At 71.2% G+C, this 24973-nt stretch carries 27 protein-coding genes and 1 pseudogene; 10 read left to right on the forward strand and 18 right to left on the reverse strand.

Features of this window, described 5'->3' with window-relative positions:
* Positions 1-152 precede the first annotated feature (152 nt).
* Both ACZ6D7_RS39465 and ACZ6D7_RS39470 read left to right on the forward strand, forming a co-directional pair.
* The gene (locus tag ACZ6D7_RS39465) at positions 153-701 is read left to right on the forward strand and encodes a DUF1697 domain-containing protein (RefSeq protein ID WP_469501495.1); all 549 of its coding nucleotides are present in this window, start codon (positions 153-155) and stop codon (positions 699-701) included.
* A gap of 63 nt (positions 702-764) precedes the next feature.
* The gene (locus tag ACZ6D7_RS39470) at positions 765-1781 is read left to right on the forward strand and encodes a ketopantoate reductase family protein (protein ID WP_469501498.1); all 1017 of its coding nucleotides are present in this window, start codon (positions 765-767) and stop codon (positions 1779-1781) included.
* Between the two features lie 66 nt (positions 1782-1847).
* Here the strand turns inward: ACZ6D7_RS39470 and ACZ6D7_RS39475 are convergent, their stop codons facing one another.
* The 15 genes from ACZ6D7_RS39475 to ACZ6D7_RS39545 form a co-directional block, all read right to left on the reverse strand.
* Complete coding sequence (locus ACZ6D7_RS39475) at positions 1848-2597, reverse strand: sirohydrochlorin chelatase (RefSeq protein ID WP_469501501.1); 750 nt, start codon at positions 2595-2597, stop codon at positions 1848-1850.
* An 11-nt stretch (positions 2598-2608) separates the two neighbouring features.
* Positions 2609-3514 (reverse strand): ABC transporter permease, encoded by a 906-nt coding sequence (locus tag ACZ6D7_RS39480; protein WP_469501504.1) that lies wholly within the window; start codon positions 3512-3514, stop codon positions 2609-2611.
* On the reverse strand, positions 3501-4286 hold the full coding sequence (locus tag ACZ6D7_RS39485; RefSeq protein ID WP_469501553.1) for an ABC transporter ATP-binding protein: 786 nt from the start codon (positions 4284-4286) through the stop codon (positions 3501-3503). The genes ACZ6D7_RS39480 and ACZ6D7_RS39485 overlap by 14 nt, the downstream gene beginning before the upstream one ends.
* A gap of 34 nt (positions 4287-4320) precedes the next feature.
* On the reverse strand, positions 4321-5433 hold the full coding sequence (locus tag ACZ6D7_RS39490; protein WP_469501506.1) for an aliphatic sulfonate ABC transporter substrate-binding protein: 1113 nt from the start codon (positions 5431-5433) through the stop codon (positions 4321-4323).
* A gap of 236 nt (positions 5434-5669) precedes the next feature.
* A complete protein-coding gene (locus ACZ6D7_RS39495) occupies positions 5670-7004 on the reverse strand; it encodes a sulfate adenylyltransferase subunit 1 (RefSeq protein WP_469501508.1) in 1335 nt (444 codons plus the stop codon).
* Between the two features lie 2 nt (positions 7005-7006).
* The gene (cysD, locus tag ACZ6D7_RS39500; protein ID WP_469501511.1) at positions 7007-7942 is read right to left on the reverse strand and encodes a sulfate adenylyltransferase subunit CysD; all 936 of its coding nucleotides are present in this window, start codon (positions 7940-7942) and stop codon (positions 7007-7009) included.
* Positions 7939-8475 (reverse strand): adenylyl-sulfate kinase, encoded by a 537-nt coding sequence (gene cysC, locus ACZ6D7_RS39505; protein WP_469501514.1) that lies wholly within the window; start codon positions 8473-8475, stop codon positions 7939-7941. Before cysC ends, cysD begins: the two co-directional genes overlap by 4 nt.
* Before the next feature lie 30 nt (positions 8476-8505).
* Positions 8506-9216: a phosphoadenylyl-sulfate reductase gene (locus ACZ6D7_RS39510; protein WP_469501516.1), complete on the reverse strand. Its 711-nt coding sequence runs from the start codon at positions 9214-9216 to the stop codon at positions 8506-8508.
* Positions 9213-9392: a hypothetical protein gene (locus ACZ6D7_RS39515; protein WP_020125337.1), complete on the reverse strand. Its 180-nt coding sequence runs from the start codon at positions 9390-9392 to the stop codon at positions 9213-9215. Before ACZ6D7_RS39515 ends, ACZ6D7_RS39510 begins: the two co-directional genes overlap by 4 nt.
* Complete coding sequence (locus ACZ6D7_RS39520; protein ID WP_469501520.1) at positions 9389-11086, reverse strand: nitrite/sulfite reductase; 1698 nt, start codon at positions 11084-11086, stop codon at positions 9389-9391. The genes ACZ6D7_RS39515 and ACZ6D7_RS39520 overlap by 4 nt, the downstream gene beginning before the upstream one ends.
* 183 nt (positions 11087-11269) lie before the next feature.
* Complete coding sequence (locus tag ACZ6D7_RS39525) at positions 11270-11353, reverse strand: putative leader peptide (protein WP_309486338.1); 84 nt, start codon at positions 11351-11353, stop codon at positions 11270-11272.
* Positions 11354-11480: 127 nt separating this feature from the next.
* Positions 11481-12053, reverse strand: coding sequence for a GNAT family N-acetyltransferase (locus ACZ6D7_RS39530; protein ID WP_469501522.1), 573 nt, complete (start codon positions 12051-12053; stop codon positions 11481-11483).
* A 122-nt stretch (positions 12054-12175) separates the two neighbouring features.
* Positions 12176-13522 (reverse strand): hypothetical protein, encoded by a 1347-nt coding sequence (locus ACZ6D7_RS39535; protein WP_469501525.1) that lies wholly within the window; start codon positions 13520-13522, stop codon positions 12176-12178.
* A gap of 230 nt (positions 13523-13752) precedes the next feature.
* On the reverse strand, positions 13753-15054 hold the full coding sequence (locus ACZ6D7_RS39540; RefSeq protein ID WP_469501528.1) for a GAF domain-containing protein: 1302 nt from the start codon (positions 15052-15054) through the stop codon (positions 13753-13755).
* A 378-nt stretch (positions 15055-15432) separates the two neighbouring features.
* Positions 15433-17082, reverse strand: a complete 1650-nt coding sequence (locus ACZ6D7_RS39545; RefSeq protein ID WP_469501531.1) for an acyl-CoA dehydrogenase family protein — start codon at positions 17080-17082, stop codon at positions 15433-15435.
* Positions 17083-17229: 147 nt separating this feature from the next.
* Here ACZ6D7_RS39545 and ACZ6D7_RS39550 point away from each other — a divergent pair, with 147 nt between their 5' ends.
* Positions 17230-18405, forward strand: coding sequence for a YihY/virulence factor BrkB family protein (locus ACZ6D7_RS39550; RefSeq protein WP_469501534.1), 1176 nt, complete (start codon positions 17230-17232; stop codon positions 18403-18405).
* 27 nt (positions 18406-18432) lie between these two features.
* On the opposite strand, the gene ACZ6D7_RS39555 is transcribed toward ACZ6D7_RS39550, so the two are convergent.
* A complete protein-coding gene (locus ACZ6D7_RS39555; protein WP_469501536.1) occupies positions 18433-19266 on the reverse strand; it encodes an NmrA family NAD(P)-binding protein in 834 nt (277 codons plus the stop codon).
* Between the two features lie 110 nt (positions 19267-19376).
* Between ACZ6D7_RS39555 and ACZ6D7_RS39560 the strand changes: the two genes are divergently transcribed.
* Together ACZ6D7_RS39560 and ACZ6D7_RS39565 are read left to right on the forward strand one after the other, a co-directional pair.
* Entirely contained in the window at positions 19377-20318 is a 942-nt protein-coding gene (locus tag ACZ6D7_RS39560; RefSeq protein ID WP_469501556.1) for an AraC family transcriptional regulator, read from the forward strand.
* A gap of 98 nt (positions 20319-20416) precedes the next feature.
* A complete protein-coding gene (locus ACZ6D7_RS39565) occupies positions 20417-21097 on the forward strand; it encodes a helix-turn-helix domain-containing protein (RefSeq protein ID WP_469501538.1) in 681 nt (226 codons plus the stop codon).
* Here ACZ6D7_RS39565 and ACZ6D7_RS39570 read toward each other — a convergent pair.
* Positions 21083-21499, reverse strand: coding sequence for a VOC family protein (locus ACZ6D7_RS39570; protein ID WP_469501540.1), 417 nt, complete (start codon positions 21497-21499; stop codon positions 21083-21085). The two genes, ACZ6D7_RS39565 and ACZ6D7_RS39570, sit on opposite strands and share 15 nt — an antisense overlap.
* A 174-nt stretch (positions 21500-21673) precedes the next feature.
* Here ACZ6D7_RS39570 and ACZ6D7_RS39575 point away from each other — a divergent pair, with 174 nt between their 5' ends.
* The gene (locus ACZ6D7_RS39575) at positions 21674-22210 is read left to right on the forward strand and encodes a DinB family protein (RefSeq protein ID WP_469501542.1); all 537 of its coding nucleotides are present in this window, start codon (positions 21674-21676) and stop codon (positions 22208-22210) included.
* Here the strand turns inward: ACZ6D7_RS39575 and ACZ6D7_RS39580 are convergent.
* The gene (locus tag ACZ6D7_RS39580) at positions 22197-22829 is read right to left on the reverse strand and encodes a VOC family protein (protein ID WP_469501544.1); all 633 of its coding nucleotides are present in this window, start codon (positions 22827-22829) and stop codon (positions 22197-22199) included. The genes ACZ6D7_RS39575 and ACZ6D7_RS39580 overlap by 14 nt on opposite strands.
* Before the next feature lie 71 nt (positions 22830-22900).
* Between ACZ6D7_RS39580 and ACZ6D7_RS39585 the strand changes: the two genes are divergently transcribed.
* The 4 genes and pseudogenes from ACZ6D7_RS39585 to ACZ6D7_RS39600 all read left to right on the forward strand — a co-directional run.
* Positions 22901-23503: a hypothetical protein gene (locus tag ACZ6D7_RS39585; RefSeq protein ID WP_469501546.1), complete on the forward strand. Its 603-nt coding sequence runs from the start codon at positions 22901-22903 to the stop codon at positions 23501-23503.
* Positions 23504-23578: 75 nt separating this feature from the next.
* Positions 23579-24226, forward strand: a complete 648-nt coding sequence (locus ACZ6D7_RS39590; protein ID WP_469501548.1) for a ThuA domain-containing protein — start codon at positions 23579-23581, stop codon at positions 24224-24226.
* A gap of 156 nt (positions 24227-24382) precedes the next feature.
* Entirely contained in the window at positions 24383-24802 is a 420-nt protein-coding gene (locus tag ACZ6D7_RS39595) for a DUF6896 domain-containing protein (protein ID WP_469501551.1), read from the forward strand.
* Between the two features lie 63 nt (positions 24803-24865).
* Positions 24866-24973 (forward strand): annotated as a pseudogene (locus ACZ6D7_RS39600) (zinc ribbon domain-containing protein); the annotation flags it as partial.

A 24973-nucleotide genomic window follows, 5' to 3' on the forward strand; every position in this document is an offset into this window, starting at 1 on the left:
ATGGCCCGGATAAAGCCATCTCGTCGTACTGCCCGGTGAAGTACCGGGCGGCCGACTCCTCCGCTCGGAGCGCTCGCTCTCACCGCAGGGGAGGAGGTGGCCCCCTACATCTATCCGGCGATCTAGGGGACGGCCACCTTAGGGTGGGGCGCATGGCGACGATGTACGCGGCCCTGCTGCGCGGTGTCAACGTGGGCGGCAGCCGCAAGCTCCCGATGGCCGAACTGCGCGAACTCATGGGCGAAAGCGGTTACGGCGACGTTCGCACCTATCTCCAGAGCGGCCAGGCCGTCTTCTCCTCGGCACACGGCGACGAGGTCAGCCTTGCGGAGGAGCTGGGGGAAGCGATCGAGAAGCGTTTCGGCTTCCGGGTCGACGTGCTGGTGCGCGACCACGCCTATCTGAAGGCGGTCGTCGAGGCCTGCCCCTTCCCGGCCGCCGACCTGGAGCCCAAGCAGTTGCACGTCACCTACTTCTCGGCACCCGCCGAGGCGGACCGCTTCGCGGAGATCGACCAAGCGGCCCACCGCCCCGAGGAGTTCCGCCTCGGCGACCGCGCCCTCTACCTGTACGTCCCCGACGGCCTCGGCCGCTCCAAGCTCGCCGAGCAGCTCGCCCGGCCCCGTCTGACCAAGGGCCTGATCGCCACCACCCGCAACTGGAACACCGTGGTCAAGCTGGTGGAGATGACGGAATCCTGACCCGGCCGGTCATGTGATCGTTCGGACATATGACCGCACCGGTGACTGTGCGAGGCTCGTCCCATGCGCTACATCATCATCGGGGCAGGGGCAGTTGGCGGTGCCGTCGGCGGACGGCTGGCGGAGGCCGGACAGGAGGTCGTGTTGGTCGCGCGCGGCGCGCACCGGGCGGCGCTCACGGAGGGCGGACTGCGGCTGCGGGCACCCGAGGGCGAGCTGACCTTCCGCCTGCCCGTGGTGGCAGGACCGGACGAACTGGGCGCACTGCGCGCCGACGACGTCCTCGTCCTCGCCGTCAAGACGCAGGACGGCGAGGCGGCGCTCCGGACGTGGGGCCCGGCCCCCGTCGAGGGCGGCGGTACGGCGGCCGAGCGGCTGCCCCTGGTCTGCGCGCAGAACGGCGTGGAGGGCCAGCGGCTGGCCCTGCGCCGATTCCGGCACGTGTACGGCGTCTGCGTCTGGCTGCCCTCCACCCATCTCGAGGCCGGTGTCGTCTGCGCTCCCTGCACCCCGCTCACCGGCATCCTGCACCTGGGCCGCCATCCGCACGGCACCGACGACACCGTCCGCCGGATCGCCGCCGACCTGGAGAAGGCGCACTTCGAGGCACCGGTCGTCCCGGACGTGGCGCGCTGGCAGTACGCCAAGCTGCTGTCCAACCTCGGAAACGCACTGGAAGCGGTGAGCGGACCGGTCGACGGCCCCGCCGCCGAGGCGCTGCTCGCGCGCGTGCGGGCGGAAGGCGCGGCCGTGCTCGACGCGGCCGGGATCGCGTACGTCAGCGCCGAGGAACAGCGGGAGGCCCGCGGCGACAAGGTGACCCTCGTACCGCTCGACGGCACTCCCCGCGGCGGCGGTTCCTCCTGGCAGTCCCTCAGCCGGGGCGCCGGCAGCATCGAGGCCGACTACCTCAACGGCGAGATCGCCCTCCTCGGCCGCCTGCACGGCGTACCGACCCCGCTGAACGACCTCCTGCAACGCCTTGCCAACGAGTTCGCACGCCAGCGGAGGGCACCCGGGTCCCTGCCGGCGGCGGACCTGGTCCGTCTGGCCGACGAGGCGGCTACGGGCGGAGCGTGACGGCAGCACATCGGCAGACAGGGCGTCTGTGGAGCGGTCGCGCGGGAATCCGCGATCCGCGGACCCTCAGGCCCCCACCGCCGCCAACGCAGGCAACGCCGGCACCCGTGCCCCGTCGTACCGCTCCAGCAGCAGCCGGGCCACCTCCGGTGCCGGACCCAGGACGTCGGCCAGGACGTCCGCCTCGGCCGCGCCCCGCGCGATGCGGTCCGGCAGGAAGCCGGGGGCCAGGACGTACGGCGCGACGGCGATCCGGGCGCAGCCCAGCGCCCGCAGTTCGCGCACCGCGTCCTCGGTGCGCGGAAGGGCCGCGGAGGCGAACGCGGGCCGCACGGCGCACCAACCGGTGTGCCGCCACTCCCGCGCGATATCTGCGATCACCGCGATCGCCTCCGGGTCGGTGGACCCCGCCGAGGCCAGCACGACCCCGGTCGAGGACTTGTCGGCGGGCGTCAACCCCGCCTCGTACAACCGCCGTTCCAGGGCCGACAGCAGAAGCGGGGACGGGCCCAGCACCTCCGCCTGGCGGATCCGCAGCTGCGGCGGCGCATCCCGCAGGACCGCCGGGATGTCCGCCTTGGCGTGGAACGCGCGGGTCAGCAGCAGCGGCAGGGCGACCACGTCACGGACGCCCTCCGCCGCCAGCGACTCCAGCACCCCGTGCACGGACGGGATGTTGAAATCCAGGAAACCGGTCTCCACACGCAGCCCGGGCCGCAGCGACCGCACCCGCCGGACGAGGGCGTGGACGGTCGCGGCGTGCCGCGGATCGCGGCTGCCGTGGGCGATGACGAGCAGGACGGGGTTCCGGCGCATAGGACGTGGCCTCAGCTCTTCACCAGCAGCCCGCGGCTGCGCAGCACCCGCCGCTCCAGCGGACTGAAGATCAGCAGGTCGATGGCGATGCCGACGAACAGGATCAGGATGATCGCCTCGAACACCATGGCCATCGAGCTGGCGTTGCGGCCGTTCTCCAGGAGCGCGCCCAGACCGATGCCCAGGTCCGGCGAGGAGGCGATGATCTCCGCCGCCATCAGGGAACGCCAGGAGAACGCCCACCCCTGCTTCACACCCGCCAGATAGCCGGGCAGCGAGGCCGGCAGGACGATGTGCCAGGCACCCTTGAGGCCCGTGGCGCCCATGGTGCGGCCCGCCCGCAGGAACAGCGGCGGCACCTGGTCGATGCCGGAGACCAGACCGTTGGCGATGGACGGCACCGCGCCCAGCAGGATGACGGCGTACATCATCGAGTTGTTCAGGCCCAGCCAGAGCACGGCCGGCGGCACCCACGCCACCGACGGCAGCGACTGGAGGCCGGACAGGATCGGGCCGATCGCCGCGCGCACGAACTTCACCCGCGCCACCAGCAGACCCAGCGGGGTACCGATGGCGAGCGCGAACAGGAAGCCGAGCAGACCGCGCGAGACGCTGGTCCAGATGTACTCGAGGAGTTTGCCCTCCAGCCAGGCTTCCTTGAACTCGTTGCCGACGTCGGCGGGCGAGGGCAGCTTGGTCGGATCGCCGACGATCTCGAAGGTGATCAGGGCCTGCCAGACCACGATCACGACGGCGATCGCGACGATCGGCGGCAGAATCTTGTTGACGAACGTCTGCCGGAACGAGGTACGGCTGACGACACCGGTTTCCAGCGCGTCCAGGCCCGCCTCCACCGAGGCGATCTGTTCGTCGCCTCCGGCGGGGGCGTCAGTCGTCTTCGTCTCAGTGCTGGCCATGACGGCGGATCTCCCCACGCAGGACTTCGGTGATCTCCAGGGACAGTTCGGCCACGGGGGCGTCCTCGATGCGACGCGGCTGCGGAATGCCGACCGTCCATTCGCGCGCCACCCGGCCCGGCCGGGAGGACAGCAGGATGACGCGCTGCGCGAGGCGCACCGCCTCCCGCACGTTGTGCGTGACGAACAGGACGGACAGCCCGGTCTCCTCCCAGATCCGGGTCAGCTCGTCGTGCAGCACGTCGCGGGTGATCGCGTCGAGCGCCGCGAACGGCTCGTCCATCAGCAGCAGCCGGGCGTCCTGCGCGAGGGCCCGCGCGAGGGCGACCCGCTGGCGCATACCACCGGAGAGTTCGTGAACGCGCTTGTCGTACGAACCCTTCAGCCGCACCAGTTCGAGCAGTTCCTCGGCCCGGCCGCGCCGTTCGCTCTTCGCGACTCCGCCCAGCTTCAGGGCGAGTTCGATGTTCTTGCCCGCGGTCAGCCACGGGAACAGGGCGTGCTCCTGGAACATCAGAGCGGGACGCCCGTCGGTCGTGATGCTGCCCGAGGACGGGTCGTCGAGACCCGCCACCAGGTTCAGCAGCGTGGACTTGCCACAGCCGGAGGCCCCCAGGAGGGTGACGAACTCTCCCGGCGCGACATCGATCGTGATGTCGTCCAGGACGAGCTGCGGCCCGGCGGGCCCGGCGAAGGACTTCGAGACGTGCTCGATGCGGGCGGCGTACTCCACCGACTCGGCACTGTCGGCCTTGGCGAGGGTGGTGGCCATGGTCGTCACCTCCTGGGAACTCATCCGATTTCGGTTACTGGACGCCGAGACCGGCGTCGTCGACGGCGCTCTCGCCCTCGGCCTTCAGGACCTTGTTCAGCGGCGTGAGGTCGTAGATGCCCTTCAGCAGCGGGTCCTCCAGCAGACCGGCCTTCACCGCGTGCTCGGCCTCGGCGTTCAGCGTGGAGGCCAGCGGGTCGTTGGTGAACTGGATCGACGTCCACGCCGGGTCCAGGACCGCCGCCGGCAGCTCCTTGCCGGAGTCCACCTTCAGCTGGGCGTTCGCCGCGGCCTTCGCCTCGTCCGGGTTGGCGTTGATGAACTTGTTGACGTCGACCGACGCCTTCAGCACCGCCTCGACGGCCTTCGGGTGCTCCGTGAGGAACTTCTGCGACACGATGATGTTCGTGATCACGAACTTCTTGTCGGGCCACAGGTCGGCCTCGTCCAGCAGCACCTTGGCGCCCTCGGCGACCAGCTTGGACGCGGTCGGCTCCGGCACCCAGGCGCCGTCGATGGAACCCGACTTGTAGGCGTCCGGGGTGACCTTGTTGTCCGTGCGGATGACGGAGACGTCACCCTTGCCGCTCTCCGCGTCGACCTTCCAGCCCTGCTCGGAGATCCAGTTGAGGAGCGCCACGTCCTGCGTGTTGCCCAGCTGCGGGGTGGCGATCTTCTTGCCCTTGACGTCCTTCACGGACTTGATCTTGTCCGGGTTGACCACGAGCTTCACGCCGCCGGACGCCGAACCGCCGATGATGCGCAGGTTCTTGCCCGCGGACTTGGTGTAGCCGTTGATCGCGGGGGAGGGGCCGATCCAGCCGATGTCGATGGAACCGGAGTTCAGCGCCTCGATCTCGGAGGGGCCGGCGTTGAAGACCTGGTACGTCGCCTTGGTGGCGCCGAGAGCCTTCTGGAAGTAGCCCTTGTTCACGCCGACGAGGGCGGTTCCGTGGGTCAGGTTGCCGAAGTAGCCGATCTTGACGGAGTCGAGACCGTCGATCTTCTCCGCGCCGGCGGCGACCTTCTGGTTGGCGGAGGTGTCCTTGGCCTCGGACCCGTAGCCGCAGGCGGCGAGGGTGAGCAGAGGCAGAGCGGCCACGGCGGCGAGGCCGCGGCGAAGAAGCGTTGAGCGGTTGGCAGGCACGGGAGGGGTTCCTCTCGTTGGCCCGGCGGTCACGGTCTTTCAGGTCGTGGCCGGGAAATCGGCAGAAGGTCTTCGTCGCTTCCGGGACGTCGGGTGGGGGGACGGGGCGCGCAGGCAGTGCGCGTACGTCACGCCGCACATCGGGCCACGCCGCCCTGCCCGCTGCCGAGGGCGCCGCTGCCGACGCGGCCGCCCTCCTTCGCGAACGTCGAGTAGTAATCGGTTGCGGTCATCTCTCAGAAGTCCCAACCGTCGTCGTCGGACTCGTCCTTGACCGGCTCGGGGGACGCGAACGACTCGCCGACCATGCCCGCGGTGAGCGTCGTGCCGTCGGCCGGGTCGATCAGGATGAAGGAGCCCGTGCGGCGCGAGTCCGCGTAGGAATCCACCGGAAGCGGTTCCGCGGTACGGATCTTCACCCGGCCGATGTCGTTGGCGACGAGCTGTCCCGGGTGCGGGTGCAGGGACAGGTCGTCGAGCGTGAGCCGGGACGGGATGTCCTTGACGATCGCCTTGACCGTGCGGGTGCCGTGCTTGATCAGCACCCGGTGCCCGACCGTCAGCGGCTGGTCGGCCACGTGGCAGACGGTGGCCTCCACGTCCTGGGTGATCGGGGGCGCGTCCTTGGTCGGCACGAGCAGGTCGCCGCGCGAGACGTCGATGTCGTCCGCGAGCAGCACGGTGACCGACTGCGTCGTCCACGCCGCGTCGACCGGCTCGCCGAGCAGGTCGATCCCGGAGATCGTCGTCGTACGCCCCGACGGCAGGACCGTCACCGCCTCGCCGACCCGGAAGGTTCCGGCGGCGATCTGGCCGGCGTAGCCCCGGTAGTCGGGGTGCTCGGCCGTCTGCGGCCGGATCACGTACTGCACGGGCAGCCGGGCGTGGCAGTGCGCCAGGTCATGGCTCACGGGAACGGTTTCCAGGTGTTCCAGGACGGTCGGGCCGCCGTACCAGTCCATGTTCGCGGACGGCTCCACGACGTTGTCCCCGGCCAGCGCCGAGATCGGGATCGCGGTGACCTCCGGGACGCCCAGCTCGGTCGCGTACGCCGTGAACTCCTCGGCGATCGCGGCGAACACGGACTCCTGGTAGTCGACCAGGTCCATCTTGTTGACCGCGAGGGTGACGTGCGGGACCCGCAGCAGGGCCGCGATCGCCGCGTGCCGCCGGGTCTGCTCGACGACGCCGTTGCGGGCGTCGACCAGGACCACCGTCAGCTCGGCGGTGGAGGCACCCGTCACCATGTTGCGGGTGTACTGCACGTGGCCGGGGGTGTCGGCGAGGATGAAGCGGCGGCGGGGGGTGGCGAAGTAGCGGTAGGCGACGTCGATGGTGATGCCCTGTTCGCGTTCCGCGCGCAGTCCGTCTGTCAGCAGTGCGAGGTCGGGGCCTTCCTGGCCGCGTGAGGCGGAGACGCGTTCGACGGCTTCGAGTTGGTCGGTGAGGACCGATTTGGAGTCGTGCAGGAGTCGTCCGACGAGGGTGGACTTGCCGTCGTCGACGGAGCCGGCGGTGGCGAACCGCAGGAGGGTGGTGGCCGGGAGTTCTTCGGCGGTGATCGTGGTCATGGTTAGAAGTACCCCTCGCGCTTGCGGTCTTCCATCGCGGCCTCGGAGAGTTTGTCGTCGGCGCGGGTGGCGCCGCGTTCGGTGAGGCGGGAGGCGGCGATCTCGGTGATGACCTGGTCGAGGGTCACCGCGTCGGAGTCGACGGCGCCGGTGCAGGACATGTCGCCGACGGTGCGGTAGCGGACGAGGCGCTTCTCGACGGTTTCGTCGTCCTTGGGGCCGCCCCAGTCGCCGGCGGTGAGCCACATGCCGCCGCGCTGGAAGACCTCGCGGTGGTGGGCGAAGTAGATCTGGGGGAGTGCGATGTTCTCGCGGGCGATGTACTGCCAGACGTCGAGTTCGGTCCAGTTGGAGAGGGGGAAGACGCGGACGTGTTCGCCGGGGGCGTGGCGGCCGTTGTAGAGGTTCCACAGTTCGGGGCGCTGGCGGCGGGGGTCCCACTGGGAGAATTCGTCGCGGAGGGAGAAGACGCGTTCCTTGGCGCGGGCTTTTTCCTCGTCGCGGCGGCCGCCGCCGAAGACGGCGTCGAACTTCTCGGTCTGGATCTTCTCGGTGAGGGGGAGGGTCTGGAGGGGGTTGCGGGTGCCGTCGGGGCGTTCGCGCAGGGTGCCGCGGTCGATGTAGTCCTGGACGGAGGCGACGTGCAGGCGCAGTCCGTGCTGTTCGACGGTGCGGTCGCGGTACTCCAGTACCTCGGGGAAGTTGTGTCCGGTGTCGACGTGCAGGAGGGAGAAGGGGATCGCGGCGGGGGCGAAGGCCTTCAGCGCGAGGTGGAGCATGACGATGGAGTCCTTGCCGCCGGAGAAGAGGATCACCGGGTTCTCGAACTCGCCCGCGACCTCGCGGAAGATGTGCACCGCCTCGGACTCCAACGCGTCCAGGTGGCTGAGGGTGTACGGCCTGACCGTGCCCTCCTGTGCCTCGGCAACGGTGGTCACACCAGTCCCCTCTCGGTGAGCAGGGCGTACACCGACGCCGCGGATTCCTGCACGGTCTGGTCCTGGGACTCGATCCGAAGATCGGGCGACTCGGGCGCCTCGTAGGGGTCGTCGACCCCGGTGAGCCCGGTCAGCTCGCCCGCCGCCTGCTTGGCGTACAGGCCCTTCACGTCCCGGACCGAGCAGACCTCGACCGGGGTCGCCACGTGCACCTCCAGGTACGCCGTCCCGCCCTCCTGGTGGCGCTTGCGCACCGCCTCGCGGCTGTCGGAGTACGGGGCGATCACCGGGACGAGCGCGGTCACGCCGTTACGGGCGAGCAGTTCGGCGAGGAAGCCGATGCGCTGCACGTTGATGTGCCGGTCCTCGCGGGAGAAGCCGAGGCCCGCCGAGATGAACTCGCGGATCTCGTCTCCGTCGAGCACCTCGACGAGGTGGCCCTTCTCGCGCAGCCGGCCGGCCAGCTCGTACGCGATGGTGGTCTTGCCGGCACTCGGCAGACCCGTGAGCCAGACGGTGGCTCCACTCGTCACGTGGTTCTCCAATGTCGGTGTCATGGGGGGTCAGCCGTGCAGTCCGCACTCGGTCTTCGCGCGTCCGGCCCAGCGGCCGGCGCGGGCGTCCTCGCCTTCGAGGACCCGGCGGGTGCAGGGGGCGCAGCCGACGGAGGTGTAGCCGTCCATCAGCAGGGGGTTGGACAGTACGCCGTGCTCGGTGATGTACGCATCGACGTCATCCTGGGTCCAGCGGGCGATCGGCGAGATCTTGACCTTCTGCCGCTTCTCGTCCCAGCCGACGACGGGCGTGTTCGCCCGGGTCGGGGACTCGTCGCGGCGCAGGCCGGTGGCCCAGGCCCGGTACCCCGCGAGCCCCTCCTCCAACGGCTGCACCTTGCGCAGCTTGCAGCACAGGTCGGGATCGCGGTCGTGCAACTTCGGCCCGAACTCGGCGTCCTGCTCGGCGACGGTCCGGCGCGGGGTGAGCGTGATGACGTTGACGTCCATCACGGCCTCGACCGCGTCCCGGGTGCCGATGGTCTCGGGGAAGTGGTAACCGGTGTCGAGGAACACCACGTCCACGCCCTTGAGGACCCGGGACGCCAGGTGCGCGACCACCGCGTCCTCCATGGAGGACGTCACGCAGAAACCCTTGCCGAAGGTGTCGACCGCCCACTGGAGGATCTCCAGGGCGGAGGCGTCTTCGAGATCGCGCCCCGCCTGCTCGGCGAGCGCCTTCAACTCCTCGGTCGTACGGCCTTCCTGAGCCGTCGTCATATCCGGTCCCCTCCCGGGTCGGTGCGCTGAACGCCCCGGGCGAGCAGCCCGAGGAACTTCAGCTGGAATGCGCGGTTGCACGCCGCGCATTCCCAGGCGCCGTGGCCCTGTTCGTTCGGACGCAGGTCCTCGTCGCCGCAGTAGGGGCAGTAGAAGGGGGCGGCCCGCTCGCTCATGAGAGGGCCTCCTCGCTGGCACGCGCGGCCCAGGCGGCGAACCGCTCGCCGTCCTCGCGCTCGTCCTGGAACCGCTTCAGCACACGTTCCACGTAGTCCGGCAGCTCCTCGGAGGTGACCTTCAGGCCACGCACCTTGCGGCCGAAACCGGCTTCCAGGCCGAGCGCGCCGCCCAGGTGCACCTGGAAGCCCTCGACCTGCTCGCCGTTGTCGTCCAGGACCAGCTGGCCCTTGAGACCGATGTCCGCGACCTGGATCCGGGCGCAGGCGTTCGGGCAGCCGTTGATGTTGATGGTGATCGGCTCGTCGAACTCGGGGAGGCGGCGCTCCAGTTCGTCGATCAGCGCGGAGCCGCGGGCCTTCGTCTCGACGATGGCGAGCTTGCAGTACTCGATGCCGGTGCAGGCCATGGTGCCGCGCCGGAACGAGGACGGCCTGGCGGTCAGGTCGAGCGCCTCCAGGGCCTCGACCAGCGACTCGACCTGCGTCTCCTCGACATCGAGGACGATCATCTTCTGCTCGACGGTGGTGCGCACCCGGCCGGAGCCGTGCGCCTCGGCCAGGTCGGCGATCTTCGACAGCGTGGCGCCGTCCACCCGGCCGACCCGGGGGGCGAAACCGACGTAGAAGCGGCCGTCCTGCTGGCGGTGCACGCCCACGTGGTCGCGCCAGCGCGCCACCGGCTGGGCGGGCGCGGGACCGTCGACCAGCGTGCGCTTGAGGTACTCGTCCTGAAGCACCTGGCGGAACTTCTCCGGGCCCCAGTCGGCGACCAGGAACTTCAGCCGGGCACGCGTACGAAGACGCCGGTAACCGTAGTCACGGAAGATCGAGATGACGCCCTCGTAGACGTCGGGGACCTCGTCCAGCGGGACCCAGGCGCCGAGCCGGACGCCGATCTTCGGGTTGGTGGAGAGGCCGCCGCCGACCCAGAGGTCGAAGCCGGGGCCGTGCTCGGGGTGGTCCACACCGACGAAGGCGATGTCGTTGATCTCGTGCGCCACGTCCAGGAGCGGCGAGCCGGAGATCGCGGACTTGAACTTGCGGGGCAGGTTCGAGAAGGCCTTGTTGCCGATGATGCGGCGCTGGATCTCGTCGATGGCCGGGGAGCCGTCGATGATCTCGTCCTCGGCGATCCCGGCCACCGGCGAGCCGATGACCACGCGGGGCGTGTCACCGCAGGCCTCGGTCGTGGACAGGCCGACCGCCTCGAGACGGTTCCAGATCTCGGGAACGTCCTCGATCCGGATCCAGTGGTACTGCACGTTCTGCCGGTCGGTGATGTCCGCGGTGCCGCGCGCGAACTCCTGCGAGATCTCACCGATCACCCGCAGCTGCTCGGTGGTGAGCCGGCCGCCGTCGATGCGCACGCGCAGCATGAAGTACTTGTCGTCCAGCTCCTCCGGCTCCAGGATCGCGGTCTTGCCGCCGTCGATCCCGGGCTTGCGCTGGGTGTACAGGCCCCACCAGCGCATACGGCCGCGCAGGTCGTTGGGGTCGATCGAGTCGAAACCGCGCTTCGAGTAGATCGTCTCAATGCGTGTCCGCACATTGAGACCGTCGTCGTCCTTCTTGAACTGTTCGTTGCCGTTGAGCGGGGTGAAGTGACCCACGGCCCACTGACCCTCGCCGCGGTGACGACTCACCTTGCGGCGGGGCGCGGAGGCAGCAGGGTTCTGCGGGGTGGCGGCCATGGTGAATACGTCCTTCGGGACAGCGACGGGAAGGGGTCGGCGCGCAGCGCCGTCCAGGGGGCGTGGCGGTCGGATGCTGGGCGGAATGCCTCTGACCTGCGCGTACGGGCGCATGGAGGCCTCCCTGCGCGTCATTGCGCAGCGGGAGGCTGGATCAGGGGGCGTCGGCGGTGCTGGTGCTGCTCAGCTCGCCGGACAGATGGCGCTGGACATGCGGCCGAGGTCGACGTGCCGCCGACTCACCAAGGCAATTCCAGTTCCAGACATGACGGAAGCGTGTCACGGCGATCTGGACACAGTCCAGCTTCGTCCACGATGCGGACACCCTTGTCCCGGTATACGAGACAAGGGTGGCGTCGATCACATGGTGCGCGGAACCTCTTGTCGGCGCAGGTCAGACAGGGTATGCGCCCGGCCAGGGGCCCGGCGCGGACACCTCGCGCTGCTCCTCCACCTTCGTGTCGAACAGGGCGAACCCCCGGCGCTGGTAGTTCGCCATGGCGTGCTCGCCGTCCAGGCTGCACGTATGCAGCCACACCCGCTTGGTCTCGGGCAGCCCCGGCCAGCGGTCCGCGAGGTCCCAGGCGCGGGCGGCGCCGTACGACAGCAGGTGCCCGCCGATCCGCCGCCCGCGGAAGGCCGGGACGAGTCCGAAGTAGACGATCTCCACGGCCCCGTCGTCCTGCGGCTCCAGCTCCACGTACCCGGCCGGCGTGCCCCGGTCGTACGCCACCCACGTCTCGACCCCGGGCCGCGCCAGGTGCTCCGCCCACTTCGCGTACGGCCAGTTCAGCCGGTCGATCCAGCGGATGTCCCCACCGACGGACGCGTACAGGAAACGGCTGAACTCGGGCGAGAGCACCTCGGAACGGACGATCCGGACGTCGCCGTCCGGCGCGGCGGCCGGCAGGAGGTCGGTCGGCGCGGTCTGCTCCAGGGACCAGGTGGTCACGGGGATGTTGGTCATGCCGCCAGGGAACCATCGGACCAGCGGATCTGTCGATCGTGGGTCCGCATCGTGGGTCCGGAGCGTGGATCTGGAGGGCTCGGGGCGCGTGTCCCGGGCCCGGCCCGTCCCCGCGCGCCGCGCTACTTCGCCGACCTGGCGACGGACGCGAGCGGCAGCGCGAACAGCACCCGTCCCGACTGGGCCCAGACCTCGCCGGTCTCCTGCCAGTAGGAGAGGGACTCCGTCCGCGGGCTCCAGCACAGGTGGCTCTCCGAGTCCTCGCAGACCGCCGCCCGGGCCTGGCCGTCGTCCTTGCCGCCGCCCATGTCGTTCTCGTCGCCCTCGTCACTCCGGTCGGCGGTCTGCCGCCACAGCACACCGTGTTCCTCGCGTGCCCCCGCCGCCCGCGTCACGTACCAGTCGCCCGCGTACGACAGCACGCCCCGCACACCGGTGACCTCGGTCTCGTACGCCTCCGACGCCTGGACGAGCCCGGTGTCGTCCGCGGCGAGCAGCCCCTCGTGACCCGGGAGCGTACTGAACGGCCAGCGCCACAGCCGGGCGGCACGGTCGCCGCCGTCGAGGGTCCACTCGCCGGCGACCAGGCTGTCCGGCGCCGTGGTGCGGTCGAGGGAGACGGTGGCCGGGTGCGCGCCGCCCGAGGGGTCGCTCAGCCGGTAGGAGGCGACGGCCGGAAGAACGTACCGGTGACCGTTTGCCGACCAGCCGCCCGAGACCCGGCCGACCGCCTCGGACTCCACGGTGGCGCGCTGGACGCGGTTCATGTCGTACACGTACAGCGCGGCCCGGTCCCCGTCGTCGGCGGTGACCAGCAGCTTGTTCTGGTACCAGACCATCCCGGAGACGTGCGAGACCAGCCCCCGGTAGTCGCGCCCGCCGTCCACGGGCACGGCCAGCAGCGCCCAGGTGTAGACGAGGTGGCCGAGGTCGTCGGCGTCGACGAAGGCGACCCGGGCCAGACCCCGGTCGGCCGGCGTGCCGCCGCTGCGGGACCAGCCGGAGAGGATCACCCGGTTCGGGCCCCAGGAGCCGTCGTCGTCCGCGTCCCCGGAGGTGGTGACCGCACCCGGCTGCCAGCCGTCGGTGTCCTCCGCGTCCCAGCAGTACCCGCGCGTGGCCGCGGGGGAGACTGGCAGGGCCTTGCGTTCGCCGGCCGAGCAGTCGATGGCGTCGCGCAGGGTGTGGTCGGCCCCGGCGAGCACCGTGGCGACCCCGACCGGCCGGCCCATCGCCCCGGCGAGCCGGTCCAGGGAGTCCTGCGGGACCAGTTCCTCGGTCAGGCCGAGCGGCACGGTCTCGGCGGATGCCGTCAGCGGTTTCAGACCACCGGGACCGTCGTCGGTGACCGTCGCCTGGGAGGCGCTGATCATGGTGGCGGCAGCGGTGAGCGCGAGGGCGGTTCCCGTCAGGAACGCCCGCACCGCCCTGCCCCGCCTGCGCCGGCGATGTCGGCCACGCTGTCTCATTCGTCCTCCCGAGGGCGGGCCAACTGCGCCTGATGATCCGTACGTTGACCGAGGAGCAGGTGGGGTGACCCGTAGAGGGATGCTACGGCAGTCAACCACCGCCACGGACGAAGACCCCGCAAATATGCGGAAGATGCCACCGGGTGCACCAGTATCGCTACCGTGCGCACATATGGTCGGCGTCAGGAGCGGGTTGCCCGCTGTTCGTACAGGTGTGCCGCGCGGGGCCGTTACGGCGCCGAAGCCCGGCTCCGTGCCACGGCGGGCGCCGTCGAGTGCGGCAACAGGTCCCTGGGGTCGGCCGGGAGGAGCACGTCGACGTCCGCCTCTTCGCAGAAACGATACGGCCGGTGTTCCAGGAGTCCGCCCAGATACCGCCGGACCCGGGACAACTCGGCCCGTACCGTCACCGTGCGCCCCGGGTCGCCGAACATGTCCTCGGCCAGGCCCGACGCACTGCGCCCCCCGCGGTGGACCGCCAGCAGGTACAGCAACTCGGCGTGCCGCGGACTCAGTTCGTGGGACCAGCCGGCCGCGCCGCCCGCGCCGCCCGACACGGACACCGACCAGCGGCGCGGCCGGCTCAGGTCCAGCACGATCCGGGTGCCACCCCGTTGCACGGGCTCGGCGGCCTCGTCCGCCGACCGCACCAGCCAGCCCCCGGCAAGCGGTTCCATCACGCACAGCCCGAGCCCCGGCAGCCACCGGCGGCCCGCCGACGGCGACTTGGGCAGCCCGATCCGACCGGCATACGGCATCCCGGTCACCGCGGCCGTCCAGCCGTCGTGGTCCACCACCGCGGCCCGGCCGCCGAGCCGCGCGAGCACGGGCGCCGCAACGGCGCGCAACCGCTCCAGCGAACGCACGTGCAGTTCCCGCAGCCTGGCCTCGGCGAGCTTCGCCACCGCGTCCACCCAGGCGAGCGTGGCCGGATGCATCGTCTCCAACGGCCCGCTCACATCGACCACACCGAGCAGCCGCCCGTCGCGCGGGTCCGTGATCGGGGCACCCGCACAGGTCCAGGTGGCGTGCGACCGTACGAAATGCTCGGCGGCGAACACCTGCACCGGCCGCCGCACCACCGCCGGCGTGCCCACACCGTTGGTGCCGACGGTCTCCTCCCCCCAGTCCGCCCCCAGCTCGAACCCGAGCCCGTCCGCCTTGCGCAGCACCGGACCGCAGCCCTCCCGCCACAGCACCCGGCCCTCCTCGTCGGCGACGACCATGATGTGGTGGGCCACGTCCGCAACGGACAGCAAGCCTTCTCGCAACACCGGCAGCACGTCCCGCAACGGCGACTCCTCGCGCCGCCGCCGCACCTCGTCCGGGCTGAGCAGTCCCGCTCTGAAGTCGTGCTCCGGATCGACACCGCTGCGCAGCATCCGCTGCCAGGACTGCTCGATCACCGGGCGCGGGGCGACGGGCGTCCGCTGGCCGGCCAGTTTCGCGTCGCGCACCTCGCTGAGCACCCGTGCCGCCCGCGCGGCGTCGACGGCTGCGAGCTGCGGCACGTTCATCGGCGAGTGGGCCACAGGAGCCTCCCGGGGAGCGCACTGGCGGACGACCGGATGTCAAGTTCCTGCGCCGACTGTTTCCGGTCTTGCTGGAAGCCTCCATCTTGCCGTCCACTCGGGACGGAGGGGCCCACTCCGGTCACAACCGCCGGGAAGTTGCAACCCCCTGCAACCCTGGTGAACATCCACACCGTGTCCGAAACTTGAGCCACGCCGTCCCGAGCGGCGATGCTGGCCTCGCAGGGCCAATGCTGCGGGGGTGGTGCCGTGTCGGCGCAGCACCACCCCCGCGACCTGTCTTTCGAGGGGTGAGGTGGGGCGCCTGCGGTTTACGGGGTGGTGATGTGTGGTCGGGGTGAGGTGGGGTGCCTGAGGGGCACGGGAACCATGCCCAGGTCAGGCCCGAGGCGCGGCCCGTCCGACGATCGTCGCGAGGTCCAGCCCGGGCGGCAGTGCTCCGAAGGCCGCGCCCCCGTCCCCGCCCAGCCGTGAGGCGCAGAACGCGTCGGCGACCTCCGGCGGCGCGAACCTGACCAGCAGCGCTCCCTGCAGCACCAGCGCGAACCGTTCCGCCAGCCGCCGCGCCCGTGCCTCCACGCCGCTGAGATCGGCCAGTTCCGTCAGCAGCCCCTTGATCGCCCCGTCCAGCCGGTGATCGGCGCCCCGGGCCGCACCCACCTCCTGGAGGTACGCGTTCAACGCGGCCGGTTCCCGCTGCAACGCCCGCACCACGTCCAGCGCCTGGACGTTGCCCGCGCCCTCCCAGATCGAGTTCAGCGGCGACTCGCGGATCAGCCGAGGCATCCCGGAGTCCTCGACGTAACCGTTTCCGCCGAGACACTCCGCCGCCTCCACCACCACCGGCGTGCAGCGCTTGGTCACCCAGTACTTCGCGGCCGGCACCGCGATCCGCAGCAGCGCCCGCTCCCGCTCGCTCCCGTCGTCGTAGGCCGCCGCGAGCCGCAGCGCGAGCGTCGTGGCCGCCTCCGATTCCACGGCGAGATCGGCCAGGACATTCCGCATCAACGGTTTGTCGACGAGCTTCCCGCCGAAGGCCTCACGGTAGGTGCAGTGGTGGATCGCCTGCGCGACCGCCTGCCGCATCAGCCCCGCCGACCCCAGCACACAGTCCAGCCGGGTCGCCGCCACCATGCCGATGATGGTGCGCACCCCGCGCCCCTCCTCACCGACCCGGCGCGCCCACGTCCCGTCGAACTCCACCTCGCTCGACGCGTTCGACCGGTTGCCCAGCTTGTCCTTGAGCCGCTGGAGGAGAAACGGGTTACGACTGCCGTCCTCCAGTACCCGCGGCACCAGGAAACACGTCGGACCGCCGTTCCCCCCGGAGGACGCAGCCTGGGCGAGAACGAGGAAACCGTCCGACATCGGTGCCGAGCAGAACCACTTGTGCCCGGTCAGCGTGTACGTCCCGTCCTCGGCGAGCGGTGTCGCGACCGTCGTACCGGCCCGTACGTCGCTGCCGCCCTGCTTCTCCGTCATCCCCATCCCGAACAGCGCCCCCGCCTTCAGCCGGGCGGGCCGCAGGTCACGGTCGTAGATCGTCGACGTCAGCCTGGGCTCCCACTCGGCGGCCAGTTCCGGGTCGGCCCGCAGCGCGGGCACGGCCGCGTGGGTCATCGACAGCGGACAGCCGTTGCCGGCCTCGACCTGCGTCCACACCAGGAACCCCGCCGCCCGCCGCACATGCCCGCCCGGCCGCGTCCAGGCCGCCGTCAGTCCGGCCCCGACGCCCTTGCCGAGCAGCCGGTGCCACGCCGGATGGAAGTCGACCTCGTCGATCCGGTGCCCGTACCGGTCGTGCGTACGCAGTCGCGGCGGATAATCGTTCGCCTGCGCCGCCCATTCCTGAAGCTGCGCCGAACCGGCGGACCGCCCCAGTGCCGACAGTTCCCCGCGCGCCTCGTCGAGCAGCTCCGGATCCAGGTGACGTTCCACCGCGGCCACCAGGGACCGGTCGGTCCCGTAGACGTCGTACCCGGTCAGCGGAGGGGGCTGATTGGTCACGGTGTGCGTACTGCCTGCCATACGGCGAACCTACCCCCGGGTACGGAGGTCATGACCACCCGGACCCCGCGCGTCGCTCCCCGACCTGGTGACCGACCCGGTGACCGACCCGGTGACACCGCCTCGCCGGAGGTGAGTGGAGACCCGAACGGCGGATACCTTTAGGGCGTGCAGCCAGCAAGTCAGTCATCCGAGCAACCCGGGAGCCCCTCCGGGCGTCTCCACCGGGCGCGTGCCCTCTATCGGAACGTCTCCAAGCGCAGGACCGCCTGGCTGCTGCTCAAGGACACCGTGAACTCCTGCATCGAGTACCGCATCCTCGGCCTGGCCGCCGAGGCCGCCTTCTTCACCCTGCTGTCCGTGCCGCCGCTGCTGCTCAGCCTCATCGGTCTGCTCGGCTACGTCGACGACTGGACCGGCACCGACTCCATCAGCAGCCTGGAGAGCAACCTCCTCGAAGCCTCCCGCACCGTCCTGTCCGACAAGGGCGTCACGGACATCGCGCAGCCGATCCTGGACGACGTGATGAAGGGCGGCCGGCCCGACGTCATCTCCATAGGCTTCCTGTTCGCCCTGTGGTCCGGCTCGCGTGCCGTGAACGTCTTCATCGACACGATCACCGTGATGTACGGCCTCGACGGCGTGCGCGGCATCGTCAAGACCCGACTGGTGGCGTTCCTGCTATTCGTCGCCGCCCTGCTGATCGGCTCGGTCGCGCTGCCGCTGATGGTGGCCGGGCCGGACGCCGTGGTGCGGATCGTGCCCTGGTCGACGACCCTGGTCCAGATCCTCTACTGGCCGGTGGTGATCGTCCTGTCGATCGCCTTCCTGACCACGCTCTACCACGTGTCCGTGCCCGTGCGCTCTCCGTGGATCGAGGACGTGCCCGGCGCCCTCGTCGCCCTCGCCATGTGGGTCCTGGGCAGCTTCCTGCTGCGCATCTACCTCACCAACACCATCGAGGGCGCCACGATCTACGGCTCCCTCGCCGCCGCCGTCGCCGTGCTGCTGTGGATCGGTGTGTCCGCCTTCGCGGTCCTGGTCGGCGCCGCCGTCAACGCGGCGATCGACCGTGTCTGGCCCGCCGCCGCCACGGCCGCCGCCCGCGCCGCCAACGAGCGGCTGCGCGAGGAGGAGGCCGCCGAGTACGTCGCCCGCCTGGCCGTGGTCCGCTCCCACGAGGACGACGACCCCGACGACCCGGACATGCCCTCCGAGTTTCCGGAACGCTGGTCCCGGTTCCTCCCGCCGGACGATGTCACCGGCCGGCTGCGCACCCACGCCAGGAGCACCCCGAAGGGGCCCGGCGGAAACGACGAGGAGGAGCCCCCGACCGGGAAGTGAGGAGTCCCGGCCGGGAGACACCGGGGTTCAGGCCTTCCAGACCCCGGCCCCCGCCGCCTCCCGTACGAACTCTCCGAAGTCCCGCGGCTCCCGGCCCAGCACCTCGCGCACCCCGTCCGACAGGTGAGCATTGCGGCCGTCGAGCAGCGACTCGAACAGCTCCACCAGGAACTCCACCTCCTCCGGCGGCACCCCGAACCCGGCCAGCCGCTCCCCGTACCGGCGCGCCGGCACCGGCGTGTACGTCAGCTCCCGCCCCGCCGCCCGGCCGATGTCCGTGACCGCTTCCCGAAACGTCAGCAACCGCGGCCCCGACACCTCCAGCACCTGCCCCACGTACCGGTCGCCCGCCGTCAGCGCCGCCACCACGACGTCGGCGACGTCCCGCAGATCGACGAACGGCTCCCGCACCTCCCGGCCCGGGAACACCAGCTCCCCGCCCAGCCGCAGCTCCTCCACCAGCGGCCCCTCACTGAAGTTCTGCGCGAACCACGCCGCCCGCACGACCGTCCACTGCGCGCCCGACTCCCGCAGCGCCTCCTCCGTCGGCCGCGCCCGCTCCTCGCCCCGCGCCGACAGCAGCACCAGCCGCCGGACACCGAGCGAAACCGCTTCCCGGGCGATCAGTCCGACCGCCCGGGTCGCCTCCGGGGAGCCGACGTCCGTCGGAAACGCCAGATACGCCGCGTCCGCGCCGCGCAGGGTCTCCGCCCACGTCGAACGGTCCCGCCAGTCGAACCCCTGTGCCCGTGAGGCCGCGCGCACCGTCAGCCCCGCCGCCTCGGCGGCCTGCGCCACCCGGCTGCCCGTACGACCGGTCGCGCCGGTCACCACCACCGTCATGTCCGTGTTCGTCGTCATGTCTTCAGTGAACTGCCGCGCGCCGCACGCTCCCATCGCTGAACGGCTCATTCCCATAAGCGCGCGTCTACGCTGACCGCATGGACGCGCCCCCACATTCGAACAGGCTCATGCGGGGGGACCCCCTTGCAGGCCTTCTCGAGGGGCCACGCGCGCGTGGCGCCCTCATGATCCGCGCGTGCTTCGACCCGCCGTGGGGCGTACGGGTCGAGGACCGGGCGCCGCTGACGGTGATGCTCATGGTGCGCGGCGAGGGGTGGGTCGTACCGGACGAGGGGGAGCCGATCCGGCTCACCGCCGGCGACCTCGCCATCGCGCGCGGACCCGGCCCGTACACCTGCGCCGACGACCCCGCCACACCCCCACAGGCGCTGATCCTCCCGGGCGGGCAGTGCGCGTACCCCGACGGACGTCTGCTGAACGGCTCCATGGACCTCGGCGTACGGGCCTGGGGCGACCGGCTCGACGGCTCCACGGTCGTCCTGATCGGCACATATCTGATGCAGGGCGAGATCAGCGGCCGGCTGCTGGACGCCCTGCCGCCGCTGCTGTCCCTCACCGCGCAGGAGTGGCCCTGCCCGCTCACCCCGCTGCTCATGGAGGAGATCGCACGCGACGAGCCCGGCCAGGAGGTCGTCCTGGACCGGATGCTGGACCTGCTGGTCATCGCCGCCCTGCGGGCCTGGTTCTCCCGCCCCGAGGCGGCGGCCCCGGCCTGGTACCGGGCGCTGGCCGACCCCGTCGTGGGGCGTGTCCTGCGGCTCGTCCAGGACGACCCGGCCCACCCCTGGACCGTCGCGTCCCTCGCCGCGAAGGCGGGCGTGTCGCGGGCCGGCCTGGCCCGCCGCTTCACCGACCTCGTGGGCGAGCCCCCGATGACCTACCTCACCGGCTGGCGCCTCGCCCTGGCCGCCGACCACCTGCGCACCACCGAGGACACCATCGGCGCGATCGCCCGCCAGGTCGGCTACGGAAGCGCTTTCGCGCTGTCCAGCGCGTTCAAGCGGCTGTACGGGGTCAGCCCGCAGGAGTATCGGGTGGGAGTGGGGTAGGGAGGGTTTGCCGGGGGAGGTGGGAGGGCGGAGGACGGGGGGAGAGACGGACGGCGTGAGGGCGCCTGTGCGCGGGAGCGCGGCGTAGCCTGAGGTACGTGTACGAGGAGCGGCCCTCCCGGCTGGCCGGCGCCGTCGTCTGGACGAACATCCCGTCGTCCGCGCCCGGCGCGCGTCCCGTACTGCCCGACGGCTGCATGGACCTGCTGTGGAACGGTGGCAGGCTGCTCGTCGCGGGCCCGGACACCCACGCGTACGTCCCCGACGGCCGCCCGTCCATGACCTGGACCGGTATCCGGTTCTATCCCGGCGCGGCCCCAGGGCTCCTCGGCGTCCCCGCGCATGAACTACGCGACCGACGCGTCGAGTTGGCCGACCTGTGGCCCGCGGCGGAGGTGCGGCGCCTCGACGCCCGGATCGCCGCCGCGCCCGACCCGGCGACGGCGCTGGAAGAACTCGCGCTGGAGCGGGCGACCGCGCCCCGCCCCGAGCTGCGCCGACTGGTCGCCGCCCTCGCCGCAGGCCGGCCGGTCGCCGCTGTCGCCGACGAACTCGGCCTGGGCGCCCGCCAGTTGCACCGCCGCTCACTGGCCGCCTTCGGCTACGGCCCCAAGACGCTGGCTCGGATCCTCCGCCTCCAGCGCGCCCTCGCCCTGGCCCGCGAGGGTGTGCCGTACGCGGACACGGCCGCCCGCACCGGATACGCCGACCAGGCTCATCTCGCCCGCGATGTCCGGGAGTTCACGGGAGCGACGCTCGGCGCTCTACTGCGGGTCTAGGACCCTGTCCGGGCCGGACGGCGCGAACAGGTCGACGCCGTTGCCGTCCGGGTCGTGCACGACGGCGTAGCGCTGGCCCCAGAACGCGTCCCACGGCTTGAGCTCACCGTGGTGACCGGCGCCCACCAGCTCCTCGTACACCGCGTCGACCTCGGCCGGGTCGTCGCAGCGCAGGGCGAGCGAGTGCCGACCACCTCCGGACGGTGGGTGCCATCCCGGGTGGAAGGACCGGACGGTCTCCTCGGTGTCCAGCAAGAGCCGTAGTCCGCCGGGCAGTCCGGCCTCGGCGTGCGGCTTCCGCTCGGCGCCCTCGGGGAACGCGAAGCCGAGCCGGCGGTAGAAGGCGACGGAGGCGGCCATGTCGGAGACGACCAGCCCGATGGCATCGAATCGTGTGCTCATACGGCCACCGTAGGAAACGGCCGGGTGAGCGGTCTTGAAGGAAACGGACATGCCGGCCGGTGGCGCGGCAGCCCGAGAGCCCTGGCGTCGGTCAGGTCGGAGGCCGGCGCCTGGACGCTCGCGCTGCCGGAAAACCGTTCCGTGAGCGGTTACGGCACGTGTCAGGGTGGCCCGATGGACACCCCTGACCGCCGTGCGCTCCTGACCTGGCAGTCCGACCTGACCTGGTCCCTCTTCGAGTTCCATCTGGAACGCCTGGAACCGGAAGACTTCCTCTGGGAACCCGCCACCCTCTCCTGGACGCTCCACCCCGACGGCGCCGGCGGATGGGTGCCGGACTGGGCGGACACGGAACCCGACCCCGTCCCGGTGCCCACCGCCGCCTGGGTGAGCTGGCATCTCGGGTGGTGGCTGAGCGTGACCACCGACCATCTGCTCGGCCGGCCGCCCCGCGACCGCGCCGACGTCCGCTGGCCGGGCCCGGGGGACGCGGCCGTCGTCTGGCTGCGCGGACTGCGTGAGGAGTGGACGGCCGCGGTCGACCGGCTCACCGAAGCCGACCTCGACCGCACGGCCGCCTTCCCCTGGCGGGACGACCCCGGGTACACGGTTGCGCACACGCTTTCCTGGGTGAACGCCGAGCTGATGAAGAACGTGGCCGAGATCGGGCAGCTGCGGCTGCTGCGGGCGGCGTCCGTCAGCCGAAGGTGACCGGCCCGTTCGGCGTGTCCACGGTGAAGGAGAAGCGCGCCGGGCCCTCCGCGAGGACCAGGTCGGTGCCGAGGGCGGTCAGCACGGGGCGGATCTCGTCCGGGTCGGGGGCCGTCGCGGTCAGCTCCAGCAGCGGTGTGACCGGCAGGCCCGACGCGGAGGGATGGGGCGTGGCACCCCAGTCGATCAGGAAGGGCACCAGACCGGAGGGGTGGGGTGTGCCACCGTCGGTCAGCCGCCACTCCAGCAGCGTTCCGTCGGGCCGGCGACGGCTCATCTCCCGTACGTCGCCGGGGTCGTAGCCCTGCGCGCGGACGGCCGCGACCGTCGCGTCGATGTCCGACGGGCTGATCGCCCAGGTGATGGTCCGGGGCGAGTCGAGGTCGTCCACGCCGAAGGGGCGCGGGCCGGTCGGCGCGGGCTGCTCCGGGTCCGGACCGAGGATCTCCAGATAGGTGCCGCCGCCCAGTCCGACCAGGTGGTTGCGTGTGCCGAGTCCGATGTGCACCCCGCCCGGCGCGGGGGCCACTCCCGTGCGCCGGCTGAACTCGGTGACCGTCGCCGCCAGGTCGGGGGTTGCGAGAACGATGTGGTCGAGGCGTGCGGGAATCGTGTTCATCCCACCCGAGCCTACGCGCCCGCTGCCGAAATCACCGGGCCTGTGGAACACCTGTGCGCCAGGATGGAGGCGTGATCTGTAACCTGCGTGTCCTTCCGGCTCTGTTGCTGATGCCCGCGCTCGTCGTCGCCTGCGGCACGGAGGAGGCCGACGCCGATCCGGCCGAACTGAGCTCCCGTGCAAGGGCGTTGGGTATCGCTCCGGAACTCGTGTACACGACCGAGGCTCCCGGCTACACCCTGGCCCAGCAGTCCGTCGGCGTGTACGGCGCAGACGGCTTCTCCGCCGTCTATGTCTCCCAGAAGGAGGGCAGACAGCTTCAACTCACCGTCGACCGCGGCACGATGACCGCCGACAGCTGTCCGGATCAGCCCGTCGCGGACTCCTCCGGCGACTCCACCACCTGCGTCCGCGACGGCGAGGCCTGGTACCGCAGCACCGGGGAACGGCGGGAGTACGCGGTGGCGAAGAAGGGGTTCGTCATCCGGCTCGGCGGCGACGGTGTTCCCCGGGACGTCCTGCGCGAGGCCGCCGGGAACCTCCATCGCCCGTCCGCGGACGAGCTGGACGTCCTCCTGCCGGCGGCGCCGGCAGGCGGCGGACCGGTGGAGCGCGGCGACCTGCCGCCGGTGGGGGACGGAGCGCCCGACAACGACGTGGACGCGGGCGGATGAGGAAACGGGTTCCCGAAACTTTCGCCGCGACCATCTCCCTGGGACGCGCCCTCACCCGGTCATAGGCTCGGCCGTATGACCGCCCGCCTGCTCGTGTACACCCGCACCACCGCCTACCGCCACGACTCCATCCCCGACGCCGTCACCGCCGTCCGCGCGCTGGACGGGTTCACCGTCGACCACACCGAGGACCCCGCCGCCCTGGAGGCCTCGCTGGACCGGTACGCGGCGGTGGTGTTCCTCTCCACCAGCGGTGAGGTGCTGACCCCGGCCGGCCGGGAACGGCTCGCCGGGTACGTCGGGTCGGGCGGCGGCTTCGTCGGCGTCCACGCGGCGGCCTGCACGGAGTACGACTGGCCGTACTACGGCGAACTCCTCGGCGCCCGCTTCGACCGCCACCCGGAGTACCAGCCCGGCAAGGCGCTGATCGAGGACCACGACCACCCCGCGACCGGGCACCTGCCCGCCGTCTGGGACTTCACCGACGAGTGGTACGACTTCCGCGCCAGCCCACGCGGCCGGGTGCGGGTCCTCGTCTCCGCCGACGAGTCGTCGTACGAGGGCGGCGGGATGGGGGACGACCACCCGCTGGCGTGGTGCCGGGAGCAAGACGCGGGACGCGTCTTCTACACCGCCCTCGGCCATGCGCCCGAGGCCTACCGCGACCCCCGTTTCCTGACCCATCTGCGCGGCGGGCTCACCTGGGCGACGGGCGGGGCGTAGGACTGAGGGCCAGTGAAGGACGTCGGTGTCTGAGCCGTTGTCGGCGGCGGTGTCAGTGTCCGACCTACTGATCATTTGGAAACCATTGCTGCCGGACACGGACGCAGGAGATGACGCGGCGTGGGACGTCGCACTCTGGCTGGGAAAGGACCGTATGTGACGGCTGCGCGCGACCTGGTGACCGGTTACGTCAGTGCTCTCCGCGCGGCCGGTGAGGCCATGAGGGCGGCGATCCCCCCGCTCGAGCAGCTGGCAGACGTACTCCATCTGGCCCGTTCACACCAGATCAGCCACAGCGGTCAAGCCGGCGGCTACTTCTACAAGGTCCACGGGGCAGGCTGCCGGCTCACCCATCAGGACCGCACTGTCATCGATGTGGACTTCACCGCCGAGGGAGTGGAGATCTTCGACTTCTGGCGACTGCGCCGCTATGCACAGAGCCTGCCCGAGCCTCATGACCCCAGGGTGGAGGACCTTCGATCCGCCGTGGAGTCGCTGAAGCCACTGCTGGTCGAGGTGCGGCCGGGCTGGTTCACCATGCCCAACGCAGGCCTTGGGAGCGCACAGCCCCACTGATTCAGCGAGATTCTTGCGAGGAACCCCAGGCGTTTACGCCTGGGAGGAATCGCATCGTGTGGTGGCGACGCGGAGCGAGCGAACCGGGTCTCCCAGGCCTGGTTCGCATGCCGGTCCTGCGGATTCGTTGATCACGCGGATCGCAACGGCTCCCGCAACATCCGTGCTCGC

The organism is Streptomyces sp. NPDC041784, assembly GCF_055591025.1.